Below are 21,334 nucleotides of genomic sequence, written 5' to 3'. Positions count from 1 at the left end.
CCCCTTCCGAACACAGGAATACATGACTGAATCTCACACCCACCGGGACGCCGCGCCGCAGGACTCCGCGCAGCCCGGTGACCTGACCGGCCCGCAGCTCGAGGACGTCGTCTCGAGGGTTCTGGCCCGCGCACGCAGCCGCGCCGAGGCCCCCCTGGCCGCAGCCGGCTCCCATCCGGCCGACGGTGACGTCGCCGTGACAGAGAGCGGGGCCCGCACCAGCCGCGAGCACCTGGGGCGCGCCCGAGAGCTGGCCGCGGAGAACGAGCACCACGGCGTCGGCGACGGCGAGCAGCAGGACCTCGCGGAGCGTCACGCCCTGCGCCGCGTCGCGGGGTTGTCCACGGAGCTCGAGGACGTCACCGAGGTCGAGTACCGCCAGCTGCGCCTGGAGCGCGTGGTTCTTGCCGGCGTTTTCTCGAGCGGCACCCTGGCGGACGCCGAGAACTCCCTGCGGGAACTCGCCGCCCTGGCGGAGACCGCCGGCTCCGAGGTCATGGACGGCCTGCTGCAGCGCCGCGTGAACCCTGACCCCGGCACGTACCTCGGCTCGGGCAAGGCACTCGAGCTCAAGGATGTCGTGGCCGCCACGGGAGCGGATACCGTGGTCGTGGACGCTGAGCTCGCCCCGTCCCAGCGCCGTGCTCTGGAGGACGTGGTCAAGGTCAAGGTCATCGACCGCACCGGACTCATCCTGGACATCTTCGCGCAGCACGCGAAGTCCAAGGAGGGCAAGGCGCAGGTCGAGCTCGCGCAGCTCGAGTACATGCTTCCCCGCCTGCGCGGCTGGGGCGACTCTCTCTCGCGCCAGGCCGGTGGCCGTGCCGCGTCCGGCGAGGGCATCGGCAGCCGCGGCCCCGGTGAGACCAAGATCGAGCTGGACCGCCGTCGCATCCGTCAGCGCATGGCCAAGTTGCGCCGCGAGATCGCGGGAATGAAGCCGGCCCGCGAGACCAAGCGGTTGAACCGTAAGCGCAATTCCGTTCCTTCCGTGGCCATCGCCGGCTACACCAACGCGGGGAAGTCCTCCCTCCTGAACCGGCTCACGGACGCCGGGGTACTCGTGGAGAACGCGCTGTTCGCCACGCTGGACCCCACCGTGCGCAAGGCCGAGACCCCTGACGGTATCGGCTACACCCTCGCGGACACGGTGGGCTTCGTGCGCTCGCTGCCCACGCAGCTGGTCGAGGCGTTCCGCTCCACGCTGGAGGAGGTAGCGGATGCGGACGTGATCGTGCACGTGGTGGACGCCTCTCACCCGGACCCCGAGGGCCAGCTCAAGGCAGTGCGTGACGTTCTCACGGACGTGGGGGCGAACAGCATCCCCGAGATCGTGGCGCTGAACAAGGCGGACGTCGCGGATCCCGTGGTCCTCGCGCGTCTGCGCAACCACGAGAACCCCTCGGTGGCCGTCTCCGCTCGCACGGGAGAGGGGGTCGAGGAGCTGCAGCGCCTGATCGCGGCCGCCATCCCGCGCCCGGACCACGAGCTGGAGCTGATGGTGCCCTACGTTCACGGGGAGGTCGTCTCACGGCTGCACGCCCAGGACGCCGAGATCCTGCGCACCGAGCACACGGAGGACGGCACCCGGCTGCACGTGCGGGTGCGCGAGGACCTCGTGGCGGACCTCGAGCCCTACCTGGTCCCGGGCGCGGAGGATCCCGCCGGCGCATGACCTCCGTGTTCATCGACGAGACCGGGGCGGACATCTCGGACGTCCGCCCGGAGTCCCTGCCCGGGGGTGCGGACGCCCTCGAGTTGCTGGACGCCGCCGTCGCCGCCCTGGGAGGCCAGCGGCGGGAAGGGCAGCGCTTCATGGCCGCGAAGGTCGCCGAGGCGCTGGAGACCCGCAGGCACCTGCTGGTGCAGGCCGGCACGGGCACGGGCAAGTCCCTCGCGTACCTCGTGCCGGCGTTGCGCCACGCCCGGAACGCGGACAAGCCCGTAGTCGTTGCCACCGCCACGCTCGCCCTCCAGTCCCAGATCACCGGCCGCGACGTCCCCCGTCTGCTGGACGCCCTCGAGCACGAGCTCGACGAACGCCCGACCGTGGCCCTGCTCAAGGGTCGTTCCAACTACGCGTGCTTGCACAAGGTGGAGGGCGGCTACCCGGAGGATGACGACGCCGCGCTGTTCTCCGTGCCCGGCACGGCCACCGGCGGTGCCGGCTCCGGGGCGGAGCGTCCCCTTGGTGGGCTCGCCCAGCAGGTGGTGCGGCTGCGGGAGTGGGTCGGGTCCACCGAGACCGGTGACCGGGACGATGTCCAGCCCGGTGTCTCGGACGCCGCGTGGCGCCAGGTCTCGGTCACCGCGAAGGAGTGCCTGGGGCGCAAGTGCCCCCTGGTGGAGGAGTGCTTTGCCGAGCGGGCGCGGGCCCAGGCGGGAGAGGCGGACGTGGTGATCACCAACCACGCGCTGCTCGCGATCAACGCCTTCGAGGGACTCGCGGTGCTGCCCGAGCACGACGTCGTGATCGTGGACGAGGCGCACGAGCTGCGCGACCGTGTCACGGGAGCCGTGACGGCGTCGTTGTCCGCGGCGGCCGTGCGCGCGGCGGGAACCGGTGTGCGCAAGCACACGGCCGCCTCCGGCGAAGCGCTTGAGCGCGCCGCCGAGGCCTTCGACCGTGCCTTCGAGGACGAGCAGTCCGGGCTGCTGCCCCGCGGTTTCACCGAGGAGCAGGTCTACGCGGTGCGGGGAGTCCAGGACGCCGCCCGCACGGGGCTGAGCGAGACCAAGGGGGAGAGCAAGGGAGAGGACGCCGGGCGGCACGCCGCGCGATCGCGGCTCTCCGAGCTGCTCGACACCGCCGAGCGGATGCTGGGCGCGGACACCACCAGGGACGTCCTGTGGATCTCCAGGGTGGGCAGGTGGAGTCCCGGAGCCGGCTACGAAGGGGCCAGCCCGGGGGAGCCCGCCACCCTCAACATTGCACCCCTCAGCGTGGCCGGGCCCCTGCGGGAGGGGCTGTTCGACGGTCGCACAGTGGTCCTGACTTCCGCCACGCTGGCCGTGGGCTCCTCCTTCGCCTCCGTCGCCGGATCTCTCGGGCTGCAGGGCCCCGGGGCACCGAAGTGGCGCGGCGTGGACGTCGGCAGCCCCTTCGACTACCGCAGCCAGGGCATCCTCTACGTGGCGAAGCACCTGGCGAAACCGGGGCGCGGAGTATCGGACGAGCAGCTCGACGAGCTGCTGGAACTCCTCGAGGCGTCCGGCGGAGGGGCGCTCGGACTCTTCTCCTCCCGCCGCGCCGCTGAGGACGCTGCCGAGGCGCTGCGAGAACGCACGGGGCTGCCCATCCTGTGCCAGGGGGACGCCTCCCTGCCCTCGCTCGTCAAGGAGTTCACGGACGACCCCGCGGCAAGTCTCTTCGGCACCATGAGCTTGTGGCAGGGGGTCGACGTTCCCGGGCACTCCTGTCGGCTCGTGGTGATCGACCGGATCCCGTTTCCCCGCCCCGATGATCCGCTGGGCACCGCGCGCACGCGTGCCACGGAGCGGGCGGGAGGTAACGGGTTCATGACGGTCTCCGCGTCCCACGCCGCGGTGCGGCTCGCCCAGGGTGCCGGTCGGCTGATCCGCTCGAGCGGGGACCGCGGCGTCGTCGCCGTGCTGGACTCCCGCCTGGCCACGGCCCGGTACGGATCCTTCCTGACCCGTTCGCTGCCTCCCCTGTGGCGCACGACGGACCGGCAGACGGTGCTCGGCGCGCTGAAGCGCCTCGATGCCTCCTGACGGAGCCCCCGGGCTGGACCTGGCTGTGTGGCGGGTCGAGGCGGGTACCGGCAACGCCGACGCTGCCTCGCCCTGACGGAACCACTGGAGGGCACGCGGGTGCCACCGCGGTCTGGGTGACGACGACGCAGGGTGGCTGCGCGCCGATGCTGCTGCGATCCCACGTGTGGGTAGGTGCCCCCGTGGCGGTGACGCGGTGGGGTGGCTGGTCCCGGGCCGGACTACAGGGCGCGGAAGACGGAGACGACCTTGCCCATCACTGTGGCGTGGTCGCCGAGGATCGGCTCGTAGCGCGTGTTCTGCGGCAGCAGCCAGGTGTGCCCGTCGCGCTGGCGGAATGTCTTGACAGTGGCCTCGTCGTCGAGCAGGGCAGCCACGACGTCGCCGTTCTCCGCCGAGTTCTGCTGGCGGACGACCACCCAGTCGCCGTCGCAGATGGCGGCGTCGATCATGGAGTCGCCGGAGACCTTCAGCATGAACAGCTGGCCGTGACCCACGAACTGACGCGGGAGGGAGAAGACGTCCTCGACCGACTGCTCGGCCGTGATGGGCCCACCGGCGGCGATGCGTCCCACGAGGGGTACGGAGACCATGGCGGAGGACTCGTCCGCGGAGGGGAGGTCTCCGATCGTGTGGACGGACGGGGACGGAAGACGGCCGGCCATCTCCCCGCGGGCCTCGGGAGCATCCTGCTCGGCCCCCAGGTGGCGGTTCAGCTCCTCGGCGCTGAGCGGACGGAGCACCTCCATGGCGCGCGGGCGGCGCGGATCGCGGCGGAGGTACCCCCACTTCTCGAGCTGGCCGAGCTGGTGCGTGACGCTGGAGAGGGAGGCCAGACCCACGATGTCCCCGATCTCCCTCATGGACGGCGGGTAGCCCCGTGAGGCGATGGAGCGCTGGACGGCGGCCAGGATCCTGGCCTGCCGCGGGGTGAGCGAACGCGCGCGGGTCTCTGCCGCGCGGCGATCCGGGGAAGAAGTGCTCACGTGCGGGTCCTTTCGCCGTGTCACGCGGTGCGGTGGTGTCCCAGGGGGACGGCGCGGCGCTGGGGCGCTTATGCGTGTCGGAGATGTGGGGTCGACTGACTGCTGTGTGACCTCGAGCTTAACCCGCGAAAGGCCGGCGATTCAAATATGTGTTCGAAAACAGCCTCGACAGTGTTCGTACATCCGTGCTAGAACTGAAACCTGTCATTCGAAGGTGTGTTCTACGAACGCAGTACAGGATTCGAACACCGCCGCCGGGAGGTGGCGCCGCCCCGATCACCAGGAGGTTGTCGTGACCGCACTCATCATGCCGAGGTCCCTACGTCGCGGTGCCGCCGCACCCGTGTCCCGCCTCTCCCGCGCCGCCCGTCGCGCGGCCACGGTCGCCGCTCCGGCGGCCACCCGCGGGGCGAGCACCGTGCGCGCAGCCGGAGCGAGTGCCCGCGGGCGCCGCCCGGAGGGGGCGAGCGGGAGTGCCGGGTCCGGCGTTCACCTCACCCGCCGAGGGCGCTTCCTGCTGATGGGGCTCCCGTTCGTCACCGGTGCCGCGGCGCTTCTCGTGGTGGCTGCGGTGTTCCTCCTCCCGGCCACCGTCAAGGCCTCCACTGACAGCGTGGCGGAACCCGTCACCCGCAGCGTCACCGTGCAGGCGAACCAGACGCTGTGGGAGATCGCTGCCTCCTCGGAGCCCCAGCGCGACACCCGCGAGGTCATGAGTGACATCGCGGAGCTCAACGGGCTCTCCTCGCCCTCGCTCATGGCCGGACAGGTCCTCGAGGTGCCGGCCCGCTGATGCCCTCCGGGGCCCGGGGACCCGGATCGGAGCAGTTGCCGCCGGTTTGCCCCGGTGGCCGGCAACTCGTAACCGCATGGAGAACGTCCTCGAAGAACTTCCCCGGAGAAGTTCATAGACTGGGGCGGTGAACAATCCCGCCGCACCCCTCGACTCCCTTCCGCTGCGCGACGACCTGCGCGGAATGTCCCCGTACGGGGCTCCCCAGCTGCAGGTCGCGGTCGCGCTGAACACGAACGAGAACACGCATCCCGTGCCGGACGACGTCGTGGAGGCCATCACGAGGCGCGTGCACGAGACGGCCGTGTCCCTGAACCGGTATCCGGACCGCGACTTCACGGACCTGCGCCGCGCACTCGCAAACTACCTGGGCCACGGTCTCACCGAGGACAACCTCTGGGCGGCCAACGGCTCGAACGAGATCCTGCAGCAGATCCTCCAGGCGTTCGGGGGCCAGGGCCGCTCCGTGTTGAGCTTCGTCCCCACGTACTCCATGTACCCCCTGCTGGCCCTCGGTACCGGCACGGAGTTCACCGCGGGGAGTCGCGCCGAGGACTTCTCGCTCTCTGCAGAGTCGGCCGCGCAGCAGGTGCGGACCCACGCACCGGACGTCGTCTTCCTGTGCTCGCCGAACAACCCCACGGGTACCGCCCTGGGCCTGGACGTGGTCCGTGCCGTGTACGAGGCGGGGGAGGACGCCAACACCGTGGTGGTCGTGGACGAGGCGTACGCAGAGTTCGCGCGCTTCGGCACGCCGTCCGCTCTGACCCTGCTGGAGGGCCGGCCCCGACTGATCGTGACCCGCACCATGAGCAAGGCCTTTGCGCTGGCCGGCGCCAGGCTCGGGTACTTCGCAGCGGCCCGCGAGGTCGCTGATGCCATGCGGCTCGTGCGCCTGCCCTACCACCTCTCGAGCGTCACCCAGGCGACGGCACTGGCGGCGCTGGCTCACCACGAGACGCTCCTGGCCACGGTGGAGGACGTCAAGATGCAGCGGGACCGGATCGTGGACGAGCTCAAGCGCATGGGCCTGACCCCGGCGGAGTCGGACTCCAACTTCGTCTTTTTCGCGTGCCACGGGGACGCCCACGACATGTGGCAGGCGCTCTTGGACCGGGGCGTCCTGGTGCGCGACGTCGGCATTCCCGGCCACCTGCGCGTCACGGCCGGCACGGAGGCAGAGACTACCGCGTTCCTCGAGGCCGTGGAGGACCACCTGTCCGTCCACTGACGAGGCGCCCGGGCCGGGCGGCACGAGGCCAGCAGTCACCTGGGGCTGACCTGGCGCGACTGGCCCGGTGCTGGACGAGGGGACGGTGTCCATCCGGCCCACGACGCAGTACCGTCGGCGCGGTTCAGCCGGTCGGGGGGCCCGCCTAGAATGGAACGGTCCCGTGAAGGGTCGCGGGACACGAACACCAAGGAGTCAACGCAGCACATGAGCGCAGCCGAGAAGCAGCGAACCGCCAGCGTGGAGCGCGTGACGAGTGAGTCCACGGTGCGCGTGAGCGTCAACCTGGACGGCACGGGGACGTCGCGGATCGAGACGACCGTCCCGTTCTACGACCACATGCTCACCGCCCTGTCCAAGCACTCCCTGATCGACCTGGACGTCCAGGCGCACGGTGACACGGACATCGACGTCCACCACACGGTGGAGGACACGGCGATCGTGCTCGGAGAGGCGCTGCGCGAGGCTCTCGGGAACAAGCGCGGGATCCGCCGTTACGGGCAGGCCACCGTGCCGCTGGACGAGGCCCTGGCCTCCGCGGTGGTGGACGTCTCCGGGCGTCCATACACGGTGCACCTCGGGGAGCCGGAGGGGCAGCAGTACCACCTGATCGGCGGGCACTTCACCGGGTCCATGACCCGTCACGTCTTCGAGTCGCTGGCCCACCACGCACAGCTGTGCCTGCACGTGGAGCTCCTCCGCGGCCGGGACCCGCACCACATCGTCGAGGCCCAGTTCAAGGCCCTGGCGCGGGCGCTGCGCGAGGCTGTGGAGCTGGATCCGCGCATGGCAGGCTCCATCCCATCCACGAAGGGGTCACTGTGAGCGGGGTGGACACCGGGGTGCGTGACGCCCCCGACGTCGTCGTGCTGGACTACGGGGCGGGCAACGTCCGCTCCGCGGTCCGGGCGCTCGAGGCGGCCGGGGCGCGCGTGAAGCTCAGCGCGGACCCGCGCGACGTCGCGGACGCGGACGGTCTGCTCGTCCCGGGCGTGGGTGCCTTCGAGGCGGTCATGTCCGGGCTGCGCGCCGTGGACGCGCCGCGTCTGATCGACCGCCGTCTCAGCGGGGGCCGCCCGGTCCTGGGCATCTGCGTGGGGCTGCAGGTCATGTTCGAACGCGGTGTGGAGCATGGACGCGAGTCCGAGGGGCTGGGCCAGTGGCCGGGCACGGTCGAGCGGCTGGCTGCTCCCGTCGTTCCCCACATGGGCTGGAACACGGTGCAGCCCCCGGAGGGTTCCGTGCTGTTCCGCGGCCTGGAGGACGAGAGGTTCTACTTCGTGCACTCCTACGGGGTGCAGGACTGGGCGTTCGACCAGAGCATCGAGCAGATGTCCCCGCCGGCCGTCACGTGGGCCAAGCACGGAACCCCATTCGTGGCCGCGGTGGAGAACGGTCCGCTGAGTGCCACCCAGTTCCACCCCGAGAAGTCCTCTCGCGCGGGCCTCGCGCTGCTGCGCAACTGGCTCGCCACGCTCCCGCGCACCGGCCGCATGCAGGGGCGCATGCCCGCCACCGGATCGGAGGTCACCCCGTGACACCCTCACTCCTGGTGCTCGTGGCGGGGGCGTTCTTCGTGGGAGGCGCCATCTCGTTCCACCAGCAGCGCAAACCCCTGTGGTCGGTGATCCTGATCGCGGTCATCGCCGCGGCACTCATCGGCTACGGAGCGTACTCGTGGTCCGTGAGCGTGTGAGGCCCCACGGCCCAGACGCCCCCGGACACCCACCGACACCCTGAGCGCGCCACCCGGCGCTGACGCGAGGAGAGACATGACCGAGACCACCGAACCCCGCCTCGAGCTGCTGCCGGCGGTGGACGTCCAGGGAGGGCAGGCCGTACGCCTCGTCCAGGGCGAAGCCGGTTCCGAGACGGGATACGGAGATCCGCTGGAGGCGGCGCGCTCGTGGCAGGATGCCGGGGCCGAATGGCTGCACCTGGTGGACCTGGACGCCGCGTTCGGTCGCGGCGACAACATCGAGGTGCTACGGCGCGTCGCGGAGAACCTGCACCTGAAGATCGAGATGTCCGGCGGCATCCGGGACGACGAGTCCCTCGAGCGGGTCCTCTCCCTGCGGCCTGCGCGCATCAACCTCGGCACCGCGGCCCTGGAGAACCCGGAGTGGACCCGCCGGGTGATCGCGGAGCACGGGGACCTGATCGCCGTGGGTCTGGACGTTCGCGGCAGCACGCTCGCGGCCCGTGGCTGGACCCGTGACGGTGGGGACCTCTGGGAGGTCCTGGACCGGCTCGAGGCGGACGGCTGCGCTCGCTACGTGGTCACGGACGTCACCAAGGACGGCACCCTGCGGGGCCCGAACACCGAGCTGCTCGCGGAGGTGGCGCGGCGCACCGACAAGCCCGTGGTGGCCTCCGGCGGCATCTCCTCGCTCGAGGACATCGCGGCCCTGCGCGAGCTCGTGGCCACGGGAGTCGAGGGAGCCATCGTGGGCAAGGCCCTCTACGCGGGAAGGTTCACGCTCTCCGAGGCCCTCGCAGTCGCCGGTCGCCCCGGTGCCTGAGACCCCGGACGCCCGCCCCCTGCCTCCGCACATCGCCGCCCAGCTGCGGTCGGCGGGCGGTGCCACGGACACCGGTGGACAGATCTGGGAGGGTCGGAACCTGGGGGAGGGGACCAGCCACGCCCACCAGTTCTCCAAGGATCCCGGTACCGCGGACCCGAGGCTGGAGCGCGCACTCTCCGCCTGGCGCGAGGGGCGGCTGGGTGAGCAGGACCTCGTGGCGGCCCTCGGATCCGCGCGCGTCTTCGTACCCATCGTGGCGCGGGTCTCGCAGTCCCACATCACCGAGGACGGGCTGGTCTCCGACAAGGAGGCGGACATGGCCCTCGTGAGCCTCACGGCCTCGGACGGTCGCGCCGCGCTGCCCGTCTTCACCTCGACGGCGGCGCTGCAGGCCTGGAACGCGCAGGCCCGTCCCGTGGCCGTGGAGATCCGCCGCGCAGCACTGTCCGCGGTGCAGGACGGTTCCTCGATGCTCGTGATCGATCCCGGAACGGATCCGGCGTTCGTCGTGCGCCGACCGGCACTGTGGGCGGTCGCACAGGGCCAGGAATGGACGCCGTCCTACCGTGACTTCGCGGTGGACGACGCCGTGGTGCGCGCCGGCCTTGGCATCGACGGTGTGCAGGCCGCCCTCGCCGGGCCGGGGCGCGGTGTCGCCGCGCTCCGCGCGGACGGCACCCCTCTCACGGGCGGGGGCGAGGGCCCGGAACTGACCGTGACCCTGCAGCTGCGCGCGGGCATGTCCCAGCACGAGGTTCGGGCCGCTGTGGAGCGCTACCAGCAGCGGCTCGCCGCGGAGCAGGTCATGGCGGACGCCGTGGACTCGGTGGAGCTTCGTCTCATCTCCTGATGTGCTGCCCGCACGGCAAGAACGGCCCACGACCGGCGTGGTCGTGGGCCGTTCGCGTGCAGGGTGTGCCCGGCGTTGCGACCGCAGCAGTTGTCAGCTGTAGACGGGGCCGGTGAACTTCTCGCCCGGGCCCGCGCCCGGCGCGTCCGGGAACGGGGAGGCCTCGCGGAAGGCCAGCTGCAGGGACTTCAGTCCGTCACGCAGGGGTCCCGCGTGCTGCGAGCCGATCTCCGGAGCGGCGGCCGTGACGAAGCCGGCCAGCGCCGTGATGAGCTTGCGCGCCTCGTCGAGGTCTTTGAGCTCATCGGCGTGCTCGTCCGCGGCCAGGCCGCACTTCACGGCGGCGGCACTCATGAGGTGCACTGCGGCGGTGGTGATGACCTCCACCGCGGGAACCTCCGCAATGTCGCGCATCTGCCCCTGGACCGCGTCCACCGTGTCATCGGGGAGGCCGGGGGTCTCGGCGGGGGGGTGCTCGTGGTCGGCGGGTGGGGTGCCGGGGTTGTCGGTGAATTCGTAGCGCTCGGAGCGCGGTGCGTCGGACATGCGTCCCACTGTAGAACAGCGCCGCCGTGGAGACAGTGGGGCGGCGACGGCGCACGGCCCGCCCGACGTCGACCACGGGCCCTCCTCCGCCTCCGCGTCCAGCCAGGCCCGCTCCCGGCACCCCTCTCGGCCCAGGCTGGCCGAGAGGGGCGCCGGTGCGCTATCATGGACGACAGTGTGCAAGCGGAGGCGACTCCCACCCGTCACCGACTGCTCCACGAGAGATCGAGGAGCGACAGGTGCTCGGGTTCGTGACCGAACGAGCACTTCCCGGTAAGTCCGGGAAGAGTGCCCGACTCATCGGTCCACAGTGTGGTTTTCACCTCCGCTCGCGCGTGCCGCAGCGGAGGTTTTTTCGTTGCGGTCGAGGACCCGACAGCGGGACAACCCACAATCCTAGGAGCTTGGCATTAGCGATCCACGTATCAATGACAGAATCCGTGTCCCGGAAGTCCGTCTGGTCGGACCTGGCGGCGAGCAGGTCGGCATTGTGCGCGTCCAGGACGCCCTGCGGCTGGCCCGTGAATCGGATCTCGATCTGGTCGAGGTCGCCCCGAATGCCAAGCCCCCGGTGGCCAAGCTCATGGACTTCGGCAAGTACAAGTACGAAGCCGCGGTCAAGGCCCGTGAGTCCCGCAAGAACCAGGCCAACACGGTGCTCAAGGAAGTGCGTTTCCGTCTGAAGATCGACACGCACGACTACGAGACCAAGGTGGGCCACGCCAAGCGCTTCCTCTCCGCGGGGGACAAGGTCAAGGCCATGATCCAGTTCCGCGGCCGTGAGCAGCAGCGCCCCGAGATGGGTGTCCGCTTGCTGCAGCGTCTCGCGGACGACGTCGCGGACGTCGGCGCGGTGGAGACCACGCCCCGCGTGGACGGCCGCAACATGGTCATGGTGATCGGCCCGCTGAAGAACAAGGCGGAGGCCCGTGCCGAGGCCCGCAAGCAGCAGCAGCGTGAGAAGTCCAAGGCGGACAACGAGCGCGGGCAGCGTGTGGACACCTCCTCCGCGGAGTCGGTGACCCAGTCCATCGGGGACGCATTCCCCGAGGAACTGCGCCGGGCGGCGTCGGCCCCTGCCGAGGAGAAGCCTGCCGCGCAGACCGAGGCTCCCCAGACGGCTGCCCCCGAGGCACCCGTGGAGTCCGCCCCCGTGGCGGCCGAGGACGAGGTCAAGGCCACCGTGGCGCCGGCGAGCGAGACGACGGAGACCGTCGTGGAGCCCGCGGCCGAGGAGAAGGCTGCCAAGCCGGCGGCTGAGGCCAAGACCGAGCCCGCTGCGAGCAAGCCTGCGGCGTCGGCGAAGCCTGCCGCCGCTGCAAAGCCCGCCGCGTCGGCCAAGCCGGCGGCGAGCAAGCCGAGCGCTGCTGCGAAGCCCGCGGCCCCGAAGCCTGGTGCTCCCAAGCCGGGCGCCCGCAAGCCCGGCCCGGCCAAGAAGTAGCGCCGCACAAGGATTGACAGCGTCGGGCGTGTGATCGCCCGGCATCAGCATGGCCGCGGCCCCGTGCCGCGGCCCGCCGGTGTGTAACACCGGCCGATGGAGAAGGAGACGGCCACCATGCCGAAGATGAAGACTCACAGTGGGACGAAGAAGCGTTTCAAGCTGACCGGTTCGGGCAAGGTCAAGCGCCAGCAGGCGAACCGCCGCCACTACTTGGAGCACAAGTCCTCGCGCCTGACCCGCCGTCTCGCGGGCGATCAGATCGTCTCCACCCCGGGCGAGGCCAAGGTCATCAAGCGGATGCTGGGCAAGTAGGCCCTCTTTCGTCCCCTCAGAAGTTCGTCGCGGCAGCGCGGCGGGTAGACATGTTCCGGCTCGGGCCGGAACCGAACCGTTAGGAGTACACACGTGGCACGTGTGAAGCGGGCAGTCAATGCTCACAAGAAGCGTCGGGAAGTCCTCGAGAAGGCGTCGGGCTACCGCGGACAGCGTTCGCGCCTGTACCGCAAGGCCAAGGAGCAGATGCTCCACTCGTACACCTACTCGTACAACGACCGCCGGAAGAAGAAGGGTGACTTCCGCCGGCTGTGGATCCAGCGCATCAACGCCGCGTCCCGCGCCAACGGCCTGACCTACAACCGCCTCATCCAGGGCCTGAAGGCCGCTGAGGTCGAGGTGGACCGCCGCATGCTGGCCGAGCTGGCCGTCAACGACGAGACCGCCTTCGCGGCCCTGGTCCAGGTGGCCAAGGACGCCCTGCCGGAGGACACCTCCGCGCCGCGCGCCGCCGCCTGAGCACTCTCGTGACGTTCGTCGAGCGCCTGGACAACCGGCTGCTGTCCAATCCCCGAGCCGATCGGGTGAAGGACGTGGCCGCGCTGACCAGGCGCTCGACGCGTTCCAGGCGCGGCCTTTTCCGGGCTGAGGGCCCGCAGAACGTGCGTGAGGCCGTGCGTCTCGCGCTCGTGGCGAGCAATGATCCGGTTCCGGGCCACGAAGCTGCGTTCCACTCGCCGTCGGGCTCTCAGGAGACGGGCGGGTCTGGGCCTGCGCTTCCCGCCCTCGATGCTGTATACGTGACCCTCGAGGAGCTGTCCCGGCACCCGGGGATTGCCGCAGACCTCGAGCAGCTCGACTCCCGCGGTGGCGTGTTCGTTCGCGCGGTGACGCCGGAGGTGCTCTCCGCGATGACCGACGCGGTCACGCCCCAGGGCATGCTGGCCGTGTGCCGGCTTCCGGAGGGGACGACGACGCCGTACCCCGCCTTCCCCGATCTCACGTGCGTCCTCGTGCGCGTCCAGGACCCCGGCAACGCCGGCACGGTGGTGCGGGCCGCGGATGCCGCCGGGGCGCAGATCGTGGCGTTCACCACGGGTAGCGTGGATCCGTTCAACCCCAAGGCCGTCCGCTCCAGCGCGGGCTCCCTCTTCCACGTCCCGGTGCTCACGGGACTGGACCTCGACTCCTTCACCGCCGCGGCGCACACCGCCGGAGTGACCGTTCTGGCCGCGGACGGCCGCGCGGACACGACCGTCGACGAGCTGGCGGACGCCGCGCTGCTGCGCCACGCCGGCTTCGAGACCTCGTCCGCCTCACCCGTCCAGCTGGAGCAGCCGACCGCCTGGCTCTTCGGCAACGAGGCGCAGGGCCTGGGCGCGCACGAGCGCGGCCTGGCCGACGCCGCCGTCGCCGTGCCGCTGCACGGACGCGCGGAGTCCCTCAACGTGGGCACCGCCGCCACCGTCTGCCTCTACGCCTCGGCCCGTGCACAGCGCCGAGCCGCGGCTGGGCCCTTCCCGGGGGCCGCAGCGTGAGTGGCACCCCGGATCCAGAGGACCCGGACGCCACGGCAGTATGGCCGGCGGGGGCGGCCGGCCGTGGCACACGCGTCGTGGGCGCAGCCCTCCTCGACGCGGCCCGTCGGCCGACCCACGTGCTCGCGGCGCAACGCGCCTATCCGGCCGAGCTGCGCGGCCTGTGGGAGTTCCCCGGGGGCAAGCAGGAACCGGGTGAGCCCGCCCTCGACGCTCTCGTGAGGGAATGTCGCGAAGAGCTCGACCTGCGGATCCGCCTCCTGGACGAGGTCACGCCTCCCGCGCCGGACGGCTGGCCACTCGCCGGAACGGCCGTGATGCGCGTCTTCACCGCCGTCGTGGACAACGGCGGGAGCTTGGGGCCTGCGGTTCCGGACCCCGTCAGCGCGCCCACGGACCAGGATGAGCCCACGAGTCAGGACGTGCACGCGGGCCCCGGAACCCCCGTGTTCCCGAGTGGGGACCACCTGGAGGTGCGATGGCTGCCCCTTGCGGACCCCGCGCAGATTCTCGGACTACCGTGGATCCCCGCAGACCTGCCCATCGTGGCGGCGCTGCTGGAGATGCTGCGAACGGAGTGAGCATGACAGACCCCTCGTCCGACCGTGCCGAGGACCGGGGGCACCGGCCGCGCGGCCGGCACCGCGCGGAACGGAACGGCGTCAGGCAGAACGCCACCGGTCCCGAGGCCGTTGGTGGGACCGTCGCCGCCGAGAACCGGCCCGGGGACACCGGAACCACCGGGGGTCTCGGTGCGGGCAACACGGTGGCAAGTGCGGCGTCGTCGACCCCCACGGGTGGTGGCGCGGACGGATCCGCGTCGACCTCCCCGGAGGCCGACCACCGGGCGTGGGGTGCCCTGTGGGCCATGGTGCTCGGCTTCTTCATGATCCTGGTGGACGCGACGATCGTCTCCACTGCCATACCCGCCATCACCGCCGGGCTGGACACCGACATCTCCGGGGTCCTGTGGGTCACGAGCGGGTACCTGCTCGCCTACGCCGTGCCGCTGCTGATCACCGGGCGGCTGGGGGACCGGGTGGGCCCGCGCACCGTGTACCTGTGGGGCCTCGGCATCTTCACGGCCGCGTCCCTGTGGTGCGGCCTGTCGCAGGACATCTCAGGGCTCGTACTCGCGCGCGTGGTGCAGGGCCTCGGAGCGGCGCTGATGACGCCGCAGACCATGACGATCATCACGCGGATGTTCCCAGCGCGCAGCCGCGGTGCTGCCCTTGGGATCTGGGGTGCCACCGCGGGCGTGGCCACGCTGGTGGGGCCACTGCTCGGCGGGGTGCTCGTGGACCTCGCGGGGTGGCGCTGGATCTTCTGGGTCAACGTGCCCGTGGGGATCTTCGCCCTGTGGCGCGCGTGGACACGGCTGCCGAAGCTGCCGGTGCGCTCCCACTCGTTCGACGTCCCCGGGGTGCTGCTCTCCGGAACGGGCCTGTTCCTGGTGGTCTTCGGCATCCAGGAGGGGGAGACCTACGACTGGGGAACCGTGGTGGGTCCCATCACGGTGTGGTTGCTCATCGGCTCGGGGCTCGCCGTGCTGGGGGCGTTCGTGGTGTGGCAGCGGTTCACCCCCGCCGAGCCCCTGGTGCCGCTGGGCCTGTTCCGGGACCGCAACTTCTCGCTGGCGAACATCGCGATGGCGGCGGTGAGCCTGACCGTGAACTCCATGATCATCCCGGCGATGCTGTACCTGCAGGTGGTGCGCGGACTGAACCCCACCGTGGCGGCACTGAGCTACGCGCCCATGTCGCTGCTCTCGGCGTTCCTGGCCCCGGTCGTGGGCCGCGCCCTGACGCGGGTGGCCCCCCGCAGTCTCGCCCTGCCCGGGATGCTCGTGATGGCGGCCGGCTTGGCGGTCTACGCGTTCGCGCTGCGCCCCGGGACCCCGGTGCCGCTGCTCGCGGCGCTGACGCTCGTAATCGGGCTGGGCAGCGCCATGATCTGGTCCCCGGTGTCCCTGACCGCCACGGCGGATCTGGGCCCGGAGGTGGCCGGTGCCGGTTCAGGTGTCTTCAACGCCACCCGACAGGTGGCTGCGGCGATCGGCTCGGCCGTGGTGGCCGTGCTGATGCAGTCCCGGCTTGCGGCGAACCTCCCGGCCGGCGCGGGAGCCGGCGAGCTCGGAGCGGCCAGCACCGCGGGCGGTCTTCCGGCACCGCTGCAGGATGCGTTCTCCCTCGCCATGACGCAGTCGCTGCTGCTGCCGGTGGCCGTGCTGCTCCTGGGCGGGCTCGCCGCGGCGTTCTTCCACCCGCCGCACTGGCACACCGGGCACGTTTCCCGGAGGGGCTCCGGGGACAGCTCCCGGCAGGGCTCCGCGCACGCCACTCCGCAGGGCCCTGGACGCAGCGTCGAGCAGGGCTGAGCCTGGCGGGCGGCCCGGACGGCGACGTCGTCGGGCTCGTGGGCCTCGCGGGCGGCGGTGCCCGCATCCACTAGACTGACCGTGCCCGTCCGCCGAGGCGGCGGGCCCCACCCGTACCCCGCGGCTGCCGAGCACCCGGGAACGGGCCCACCCCGTCCGCGAGAGCAGGAACGCGAGAAGCCATGTCCGAGACCACACCGTCCGCCGCGGTGGACCCCACCGACGAGGCCGGGGTCGCCGCCGCCGTCGAGCAGGCGCTGAGCGAGATCCAGACCGCCGCCGACCTCGCAGAGCTCAAGACCGTCCGGCTGCGCCACGCGGGGGAGAAGTCCCCGCTGGCGCTCGCCAACCGTGCCATCGGCGGGCTCGACAAGTCGGCGAAGGCCGCCGCGGGCAAGCTCGTGGGCCAGGCCCGCGGCCGCGTCAACAAGGCGGTCGCCGCGCGCACCACGGAACTCGAGGAGGAGCGGGACGCCCGGATCCTCGTGGAGGAGGCGGTGGACGTCACCGCGGCCACACGACGTCGTCGGCTTGGCGGGCGCCACCCCCTGAACACGCTCATGGAGCACATCGGGGACATCTTCGTGGGCATGGGCTGGGAGGTCGCGGAGGGCCCGGAACTCGAGCACGAGTGGTTCAACTTCGACTCCCTGAACTTCAAACCGGACCACCCCGCACGTCAGCTGCAGGACACGTTCTTCGTGGATCCGCCGTCCTCGCACCTCGTGCTGCGCACCCACACCTCGCCGGTACAGATGCGCTCCCTGCTGGAGCGCGAGCTGCCGGTGTACGTGGTGTGCCCGGGCAAGACCTACCGCACGGACGAGCTGGACGCCACGCACACCCCGGTCTTCCACCAGGTGGAGGGCATCGCGGTGGACGAGGGACTGTCGATGGCGGACCTGAAGGGCACCCTCACCCACTTCGCGCGCACCATGTTCGGCCCGGAGGCAGCGATCCGGCTGCGCCCCAACTACTTCCCCTTCACGGAGCCCTCCGCGGAGCTGGACGTGTGGCACCCCACCGCCAAGGGCGGACCGCGGTGGATCGAGTGGGGTGGCTGCGGCATGATGCACCCCAACGTGCTGCGGGCCGCGGGGATCGACCCCGAGCGCTACTCAGGATTCGCGTTCGGCATGGGCATCGAGCGGACCCTGATGTTCCGCAACAACGTCCCGGACATGCACGACATGGTCGAGGGCGACGTCCGTTTCAGCGAACACTTCGGGATGGAGATCTAGAGCAATGCGAGTTCCTTTGTCATGGCTGCGCGAGTACGCGCCCGTTCCCGAGGACGCGACCGCGGAGGACGTCCTGGCCACCCTCGTGAAGGTGGGTCTTGAGGAGGAGGACGTCCACCGTCCCTCCGACTCCCTCTCCGGTCCGATCGTGGTGGGCCAGGTGCTCTCCATGGAGCCGGAGACCCACTCCAACGGCAAGACCGTGAACTGGTGCTCCGTGCGCGTGGTGCCGGAGGGCCATGAGCAGACGCTGACGGGCAAGGGCATCGACCCCTCGGGCGTCCAGGGAATCATCTGCGGTGCCCACAACTTCTCGGTGGGTGACAAGGTGGTCGTCGCCCTTCCTGGTGCGGTGCTGCCGGGCGACTTCCGGATCTCCGCGCGTAAGACCTACGGCCACATCTCGGCAGGCATGATCGCCTCCGTGCGCGAGCTCGGCATTGGCGACGACCACGACGGCATCCTGGTGCTCTCGCGGATCGGGCTGGACCCCGAGATCGGCTCCGACGCCCTGGAGCTGCTGGGTCTCTACGACTCGGCGGCGGAGGTCAACGTGACCCCGGACCGCGGGTACGCGTTCTCGATCCGCGGGATCGCCCGCGAGTACTGCCATGCGGTGCGCGCACCGTTCACGGATCCCGTGGCGGAGCTCGCGCCGAGCGTGCCGAAGCCCACCGCGGACGGCTTCCCCGTGACGATTGCCGACGACGCTCCCATCCACGGCCGCGCCGGCTGCAACCGTTTCGCGGTCCGGGTGGTCGAGGGCATCGACCCGACCGTCCCCACGCCGCCGTGGCTCGTCTCGCGCCTGCGGCTTGCGGGCGTCCGCTCCGTGAGCTTGCCGGTGGATGTGTCCAACTACGTGATGCTCGAGTACGGGCAGCCCATCCACACCTACGACGCGGACACGCTGCAAGGCGGGATCACCGTCCGCCGCGCCAGTGCGGGGGAGAGGCTCACCACGCTGGACGGGAAGGCGCGCGAGCTCGACGCCGGTGACCTCGTGATCACGGACGAGTCCGGGCCCGTGGGACTCGCCGGGGTCATGGGCGGCGCGAGCACTGAAGTGGGGGACTCCACCACCCGAGTGCTCGTCGAGGCTGCCCGCTTCGACGAGGTCTCGGTGGCCCGCACCGCCCGCCGCCACAAGCTGCCCTCGGAGGCGTCCAAGCGCTACGAGCGCGGCGTGGACCCGCAGCTTGCTCCGGTGGCCGCCCAGCGCGTCGTCGACCTCCTCGTGGAGCTGGCCGGCGGCACCGACACCGGGCGGGTCACGGACGTGGACCACACGGACCGCCCCGCCGCGATCGAGCTGCCCGCGGGCTACCCTGCGGCGCGCGTTGGAGTGGACTACTCTCCGGAGGTCGTCGAGCGCAGCCTCGTGGCCATCGGCGCCGAGGTCACGGAGACCGCGGACGGCTGGACCGTGGTCCCTCCGTCGTGGCGCCCGGATCTGCTCGATAAGGAGGACCTCGTCGAGGAGGTCGCGCGCCTGGACGGCTACGACCGGATCCCGGAACGCCTCCCGGTGGCTCCTCCCGGCCGCGGCTTCACGCGCTCGCAGGCCGCCCGACGACGCGTGGCCACCACGCTCGCTGCCGCTGGGCTCACCGAGGTGCTGAGCTACCCGTTCGTCTCGCAGGCGGACAACGACCTGTGGGCCAGCCCCACGGGCGAGCACGTGCCCTCCGTGAAGCTCGCGAACCCCATCAGCGAGGCCCAGCCCATGCTGCGGGCGAGCGTGCTGCCCGGGCTCGTGGAGGTCCTCAAGCGCAACCGTTCCCGGGGCTTCCGTGACCTTGCGCTGTACGAGATTGGCCACGTGTTCCTGGCCGACGGCGTCGTCGCGGACACCCAGCCCGTGCCCCCGCTGGGCGTGCGTCCCGGGGACCAGGAGCTGGAACGCCTCAATGCGGCCGTGCCCGACCAGCCGCGGAAGCTCGCGGCCGTGCTGGCCGGCAACGACGCGCCCGCCGGTCCGTGGGTCACCCCCCGCGCACTGGACTGGCAGGACGCCCTGGACGTCGCCGAGCTCGCGGCGCGTGCAGTGGGCGTGGAGCTGACGGTCGCGCAGGGCTCCCACCACGCGTTCCACCCGGGGCGCACGGCGCGGCTGAGCACCTCCGACGGTGTGGACATCGGTGTGGCCGGTGAGCTGCACCCCCAGCTCGTGGCCGCCCAGGGCCTGCCTGAGCGAACGTGCGCCGTGGAGCTGGACCTCTCGGCTCTGCTCGACCACGAGTCCGCGGCCGTCACGGCGGAGACCATCTCGGGCTATCCCGCGGCCACCCAGGACGTGGCCCTCGTGGTGGACGCGGACGTCCCCGCCGCGGAGCTGCTGGCCACAGTGCGCCGCGGTGCCGGCGAGCTGCTCGAGACCGCCGAGGTCTTCGACGTGTACGCGGGCACCGGGATCCCCCAGGGGAAGAAGTCCGTGGCCATCGCGCTGCGCTTCCGTGCCCCAGACCGCACTCTCACCGCGGACGAGGCTTCCCAGGCCCGTGAGAACGCGGTGGCTGCGGCCCGCAGGGAGCACGGAGCCGAGATCCGCAGCTGACCCCCACCCCCGCAGCAACGCCAAGGCGCAAGGAGCACCGTGTCCCCCGATTCCCCCGAACTCATCGACTTCCACGAGCAGGAGGAGGAGCGAACGCGCGGCTCGCGCGGATGGCTGATCGTGCTCATCGTCCTCGCGGGGGCGGTGCTGACCCTGGTCCTGGGGATCTGCTCCGCGCTGTCGTTCGAGAAGGCTTCCCGGCTGGACGACTGGGCAGGCCGGTCCATGGTGGTCTCCGGGACGTACCAGACCCTCACGAACGACCTCGTGACCAAGGAGTACAACGGGATCTACACCGGGGTCATGCCGAAGAACGAGCTGGTGGATGAGTATCCGTTCGACAACCAGCTCAACGACCCGGTGAAGAAGTCCGAGGGTGACCAGATCACGTTCCGTGGCACCCAGACGGGTGTGCAGGACTCCGACTTTCCGCGGGAAGTGGACGCCCTGCTCGCGGAGCAGAACGGTCACTTGACGGTTGTGGAGACGGGCGAGCCCGGCTCCTACGGGGACAGCGGCGTGACGGACTCGATGATCACCGGCCAGCGGATCCGCGCCGCGGTACTCGGGGTGGGCGCGCTGTTCTGCATCGGCCTCACGGCCTGGGGTGCGCGCCGCGTGCACCGCGGGGTGCGGGCAGACACCTAGAGCAGGGTCGGCTCACCAGCGCTTCCGAGGGTGTCATCCTCTCCATCGCTGAAGCACTGCAGCTGAGCCAGGCGGAGACCCAGTATCTGCGCGACCTGCGGCGCCCGCAGCGACGACGCTCCATAACGCCCCCGTTACCTTGTGAGCACCTCCGACCACCGGGGGTGCTCACAAGGTAACGGGGTCCTACGCGCCGAGGCCGGGCGTCACCCGCACGATGATCAGCTCGCCGACTTCGTCGACGAGCTGGCTCGATCAGCCCCGAGTTCCGCACCTGCTGGTCCGAGCGCACCGTCGTGGAGCGGACCTGGGGCACTAAGCGGTTCGATCACCCCCTTGCCGGGCGTCTGGATATCACCTACGAAGCCCTCACTCTGCCCGGAGATCCCGACCAAGTCCTGTTCGTCTACGCCGGCAGGACCGACACCGACCTGGAGAAGCTGCGCATCCTCGCCAGCTGGAGCTCCGAGCACAGCGATCCGTCAGTGACCAACGCTGCAGCCAATCAGCCGCCCACCGCGACCCCGTAGCACGGACCACCCTCACCCCCGCCCCGGCCGCACCCGCGGTCTAGTGTCGCGCGTCATTAA

The 21,334-nt window shown here is 71.1% G+C and carries 20 protein-coding genes and 1 pseudogene; 19 read left to right on the top strand and 2 right to left on the bottom strand.

Annotation, left to right across the window (positions count from 1 at the left end):
* The first annotated feature begins 22 nt into the window (after positions 1–22).
* Complete coding sequence (gene hflX, locus B3G12_RS00105; RefSeq protein ID WP_144942248.1) at positions 23–1,675, top strand: GTPase HflX; 1,653 nt, start codon at positions 23–25, stop codon at positions 1,673–1,675.
* The gene (locus B3G12_RS00100; RefSeq protein ID WP_290498495.1) at positions 1,672–3,735 is read left to right on the top strand and encodes an ATP-dependent DNA helicase; all 2,064 of its coding nucleotides are present in this window, start codon (positions 1,672–1,674) and stop codon (positions 3,733–3,735) included. The genes hflX and B3G12_RS00100 overlap by 4 nt, the downstream gene beginning before the upstream one ends.
* A gap of 221 nt (positions 3,736–3,956) precedes the next feature.
* Here B3G12_RS00100 and lexA read toward each other — a convergent pair whose 3' ends face one another.
* Positions 3,957–4,721, bottom strand: a complete 765-nt coding sequence (lexA, locus tag B3G12_RS00095) for a transcriptional repressor LexA (protein ID WP_144942246.1) — start codon at positions 4,719–4,721, stop codon at positions 3,957–3,959.
* A gap of 292 nt (positions 4,722–5,013) precedes the next feature.
* Here lexA and B3G12_RS00090 point away from each other — a divergent pair, with 292 nt between their 5' ends.
* The 7 genes from B3G12_RS00090 to B3G12_RS00060 all read left to right on the top strand — a co-directional run bounded on the left by B3G12_RS00090 (position 5,014) and on the right by B3G12_RS00060 (position 10,120).
* On the top strand, positions 5,014–5,514 hold the full coding sequence (locus tag B3G12_RS00090) for a LysM peptidoglycan-binding domain-containing protein (protein WP_244944759.1): 501 nt from the start codon (positions 5,014–5,016) through the stop codon (positions 5,512–5,514).
* Between the two features lie 127 nt (positions 5,515–5,641).
* Entirely contained in the window at positions 5,642–6,745 is a 1,104-nt protein-coding gene (locus B3G12_RS00085) for a histidinol-phosphate transaminase (protein WP_144942245.1), read from the top strand.
* Between the two features lie 207 nt (positions 6,746–6,952).
* Positions 6,953–7,570 (top strand): imidazoleglycerol-phosphate dehydratase HisB, encoded by a 618-nt coding sequence (gene hisB, locus B3G12_RS00080; RefSeq protein WP_144942244.1) that lies wholly within the window; start codon positions 6,953–6,955, stop codon positions 7,568–7,570.
* On the top strand, positions 7,567–8,283 hold the full coding sequence (gene hisH, locus B3G12_RS00075; RefSeq protein WP_414672711.1) for an imidazole glycerol phosphate synthase subunit HisH: 717 nt from the start codon (positions 7,567–7,569) through the stop codon (positions 8,281–8,283). The genes hisB and hisH overlap by 4 nt, the downstream gene beginning before the upstream one ends.
* Positions 8,280–8,441, top strand: coding sequence for a hypothetical protein (locus B3G12_RS00070; RefSeq protein ID WP_186366700.1), 162 nt, complete (start codon positions 8,280–8,282; stop codon positions 8,439–8,441). Before hisH ends, B3G12_RS00070 begins: the two co-directional genes overlap by 4 nt.
* A 76-nt stretch (positions 8,442–8,517) precedes the next feature.
* Positions 8,518–9,267 carry a bifunctional 1-(5-phosphoribosyl)-5-((5-phosphoribosylamino)methylideneamino)imidazole-4-carboxamide isomerase/phosphoribosylanthranilate isomerase PriA gene (gene priA, locus B3G12_RS00065; RefSeq protein WP_144942242.1) on the top strand — a complete coding sequence of 250 codons (750 nt, stop codon included), beginning with the start codon at positions 8,518–8,520 and terminating at the stop codon, positions 9,265–9,267.
* Positions 9,260–10,120, top strand: a complete 861-nt coding sequence (locus B3G12_RS00060; RefSeq protein ID WP_290498489.1) for an SseB family protein — start codon at positions 9,260–9,262, stop codon at positions 10,118–10,120. The genes priA and B3G12_RS00060 overlap by 8 nt, the downstream gene beginning before the upstream one ends.
* A 93-nt stretch (positions 10,121–10,213) precedes the next feature.
* Here the strand turns inward: B3G12_RS00060 and B3G12_RS00055 are convergent, their stop codons facing one another.
* On the bottom strand, positions 10,214–10,534 hold the full coding sequence (locus B3G12_RS00055; RefSeq protein WP_290498742.1) for a DUF1844 domain-containing protein: 321 nt from the start codon (positions 10,532–10,534) through the stop codon (positions 10,214–10,216).
* A 541-nt stretch (positions 10,535–11,075) separates the two neighbouring features.
* Here B3G12_RS00055 and infC point away from each other — a divergent pair.
* From infC to B3G12_RS00005, 10 genes and pseudogenes are all read left to right on the top strand, one after another.
* Positions 11,076–12,107, top strand: a complete 1,032-nt coding sequence (gene infC, locus B3G12_RS00050; protein ID WP_290498740.1) for a translation initiation factor IF-3 — start codon at positions 11,076–11,078, stop codon at positions 12,105–12,107.
* A gap of 117 nt (positions 12,108–12,224) precedes the next feature.
* On the top strand, positions 12,225–12,422 hold the full coding sequence (rpmI, locus tag B3G12_RS00045) for a 50S ribosomal protein L35 (RefSeq protein WP_144942238.1): 198 nt from the start codon (positions 12,225–12,227) through the stop codon (positions 12,420–12,422).
* Between the two features lie 93 nt (positions 12,423–12,515).
* Positions 12,516–12,902, top strand: coding sequence for a 50S ribosomal protein L20 (gene rplT / locus B3G12_RS00040; protein WP_055085659.1), 387 nt, complete (start codon positions 12,516–12,518; stop codon positions 12,900–12,902).
* Positions 12,903–12,910: 8 nt separating this feature from the next.
* The gene (locus tag B3G12_RS00035; RefSeq protein WP_290498487.1) at positions 12,911–13,921 is read left to right on the top strand and encodes a TrmH family RNA methyltransferase; all 1,011 of its coding nucleotides are present in this window, start codon (positions 12,911–12,913) and stop codon (positions 13,919–13,921) included.
* A 77-nt stretch (positions 13,922–13,998) separates the two neighbouring features.
* A complete protein-coding gene (locus B3G12_RS00030) occupies positions 13,999–14,502 on the top strand; it encodes an NUDIX domain-containing protein (protein WP_290498485.1) in 504 nt (167 codons plus the stop codon).
* A gap of 287 nt (positions 14,503–14,789) precedes the next feature.
* On the top strand, positions 14,790–16,298 hold the full coding sequence (locus tag B3G12_RS00025) for a DHA2 family efflux MFS transporter permease subunit (RefSeq protein WP_414672718.1): 1,509 nt from the start codon (positions 14,790–14,792) through the stop codon (positions 16,296–16,298).
* 182 nt (positions 16,299–16,480) lie between these two features.
* Positions 16,481–17,539 (top strand): phenylalanine--tRNA ligase subunit alpha, encoded by a 1,059-nt coding sequence (pheS, locus tag B3G12_RS00020; RefSeq protein ID WP_144942235.1) that lies wholly within the window; start codon positions 16,481–16,483, stop codon positions 17,537–17,539.
* Between the two features lie 4 nt (positions 17,540–17,543).
* Positions 17,544–20,096 carry a phenylalanine--tRNA ligase subunit beta gene (gene pheT, locus B3G12_RS00015; protein ID WP_290498480.1) on the top strand — a complete coding sequence of 851 codons (2,553 nt, stop codon included), beginning with the start codon at positions 17,544–17,546 and terminating at the stop codon, positions 20,094–20,096.
* Positions 20,097–20,135: 39 nt separating this feature from the next.
* Positions 20,136–20,744 (top strand): hypothetical protein, encoded by a 609-nt coding sequence (locus tag B3G12_RS00010; RefSeq protein ID WP_290498478.1) that lies wholly within the window; start codon positions 20,136–20,138, stop codon positions 20,742–20,744.
* A gap of 239 nt (positions 20,745–20,983) precedes the next feature.
* Positions 20,984–21,274, top strand: a pseudogene (locus B3G12_RS00005) (transcriptional regulator); the annotation flags it as partial.
* Positions 21,275–21,334 lie beyond the last annotated feature (60 nt).

The organism is Kocuria sp. UBA5001, assembly GCF_002398425.1.
Classification (GTDB): Bacteria; Actinomycetota; Actinomycetes; order Actinomycetales; family Micrococcaceae; genus Kocuria; species Kocuria salsicia.
The sequence above is the reverse complement of the archived record's forward strand: the minus strand, read 5'-3'. Positions and strand labels throughout refer to the sequence as shown.

Bases quoted from the DNA above. Each gene is read 5' to 3' on its own strand.
- hflX (WP_144942248.1), top strand. From the start codon at position 23: ATGACTGAATCTCACACCCACCGGGACGCCGCGCCGCAGGACTCCGCG.
- B3G12_RS00100 (WP_290498495.1), top strand. From the start codon at position 1,672: ATGACCTCCGTGTTCATCGACGAGACCGGGGCGGACATCTCGGACGTC.
- hisB (WP_144942244.1), top strand. From the start codon at position 6,953: ATGAGCGCAGCCGAGAAGCAGCGAACCGCCAGCGTGGAGCGCGTGACG.
- priA (WP_144942242.1), top strand. From the start codon at position 8,518: ATGACCGAGACCACCGAACCCCGCCTCGAGCTGCTGCCGGCGGTGGAC.
- B3G12_RS00055 (WP_290498742.1), bottom strand. From the start codon at position 10,534: ATGCGCGACATTGCGGAGGTTCCCGCGGTGGAGGTCATCACCACCGCC.
- rpmI (WP_144942238.1), top strand. From the start codon at position 12,225: ATGCCGAAGATGAAGACTCACAGTGGGACGAAGAAGCGTTTCAAGCTG.
- B3G12_RS00025 (WP_414672718.1), top strand. From the start codon at position 14,790: ATGGTGCTCGGCTTCTTCATGATCCTGGTGGACGCGACGATCGTCTCC.
- pheS (WP_144942235.1), top strand. From the start codon at position 16,481: ATGTCCGAGACCACACCGTCCGCCGCGGTGGACCCCACCGACGAGGCC.
- pheT (WP_290498480.1), top strand. From the start codon at position 17,544: ATGCGAGTTCCTTTGTCATGGCTGCGCGAGTACGCGCCCGTTCCCGAG.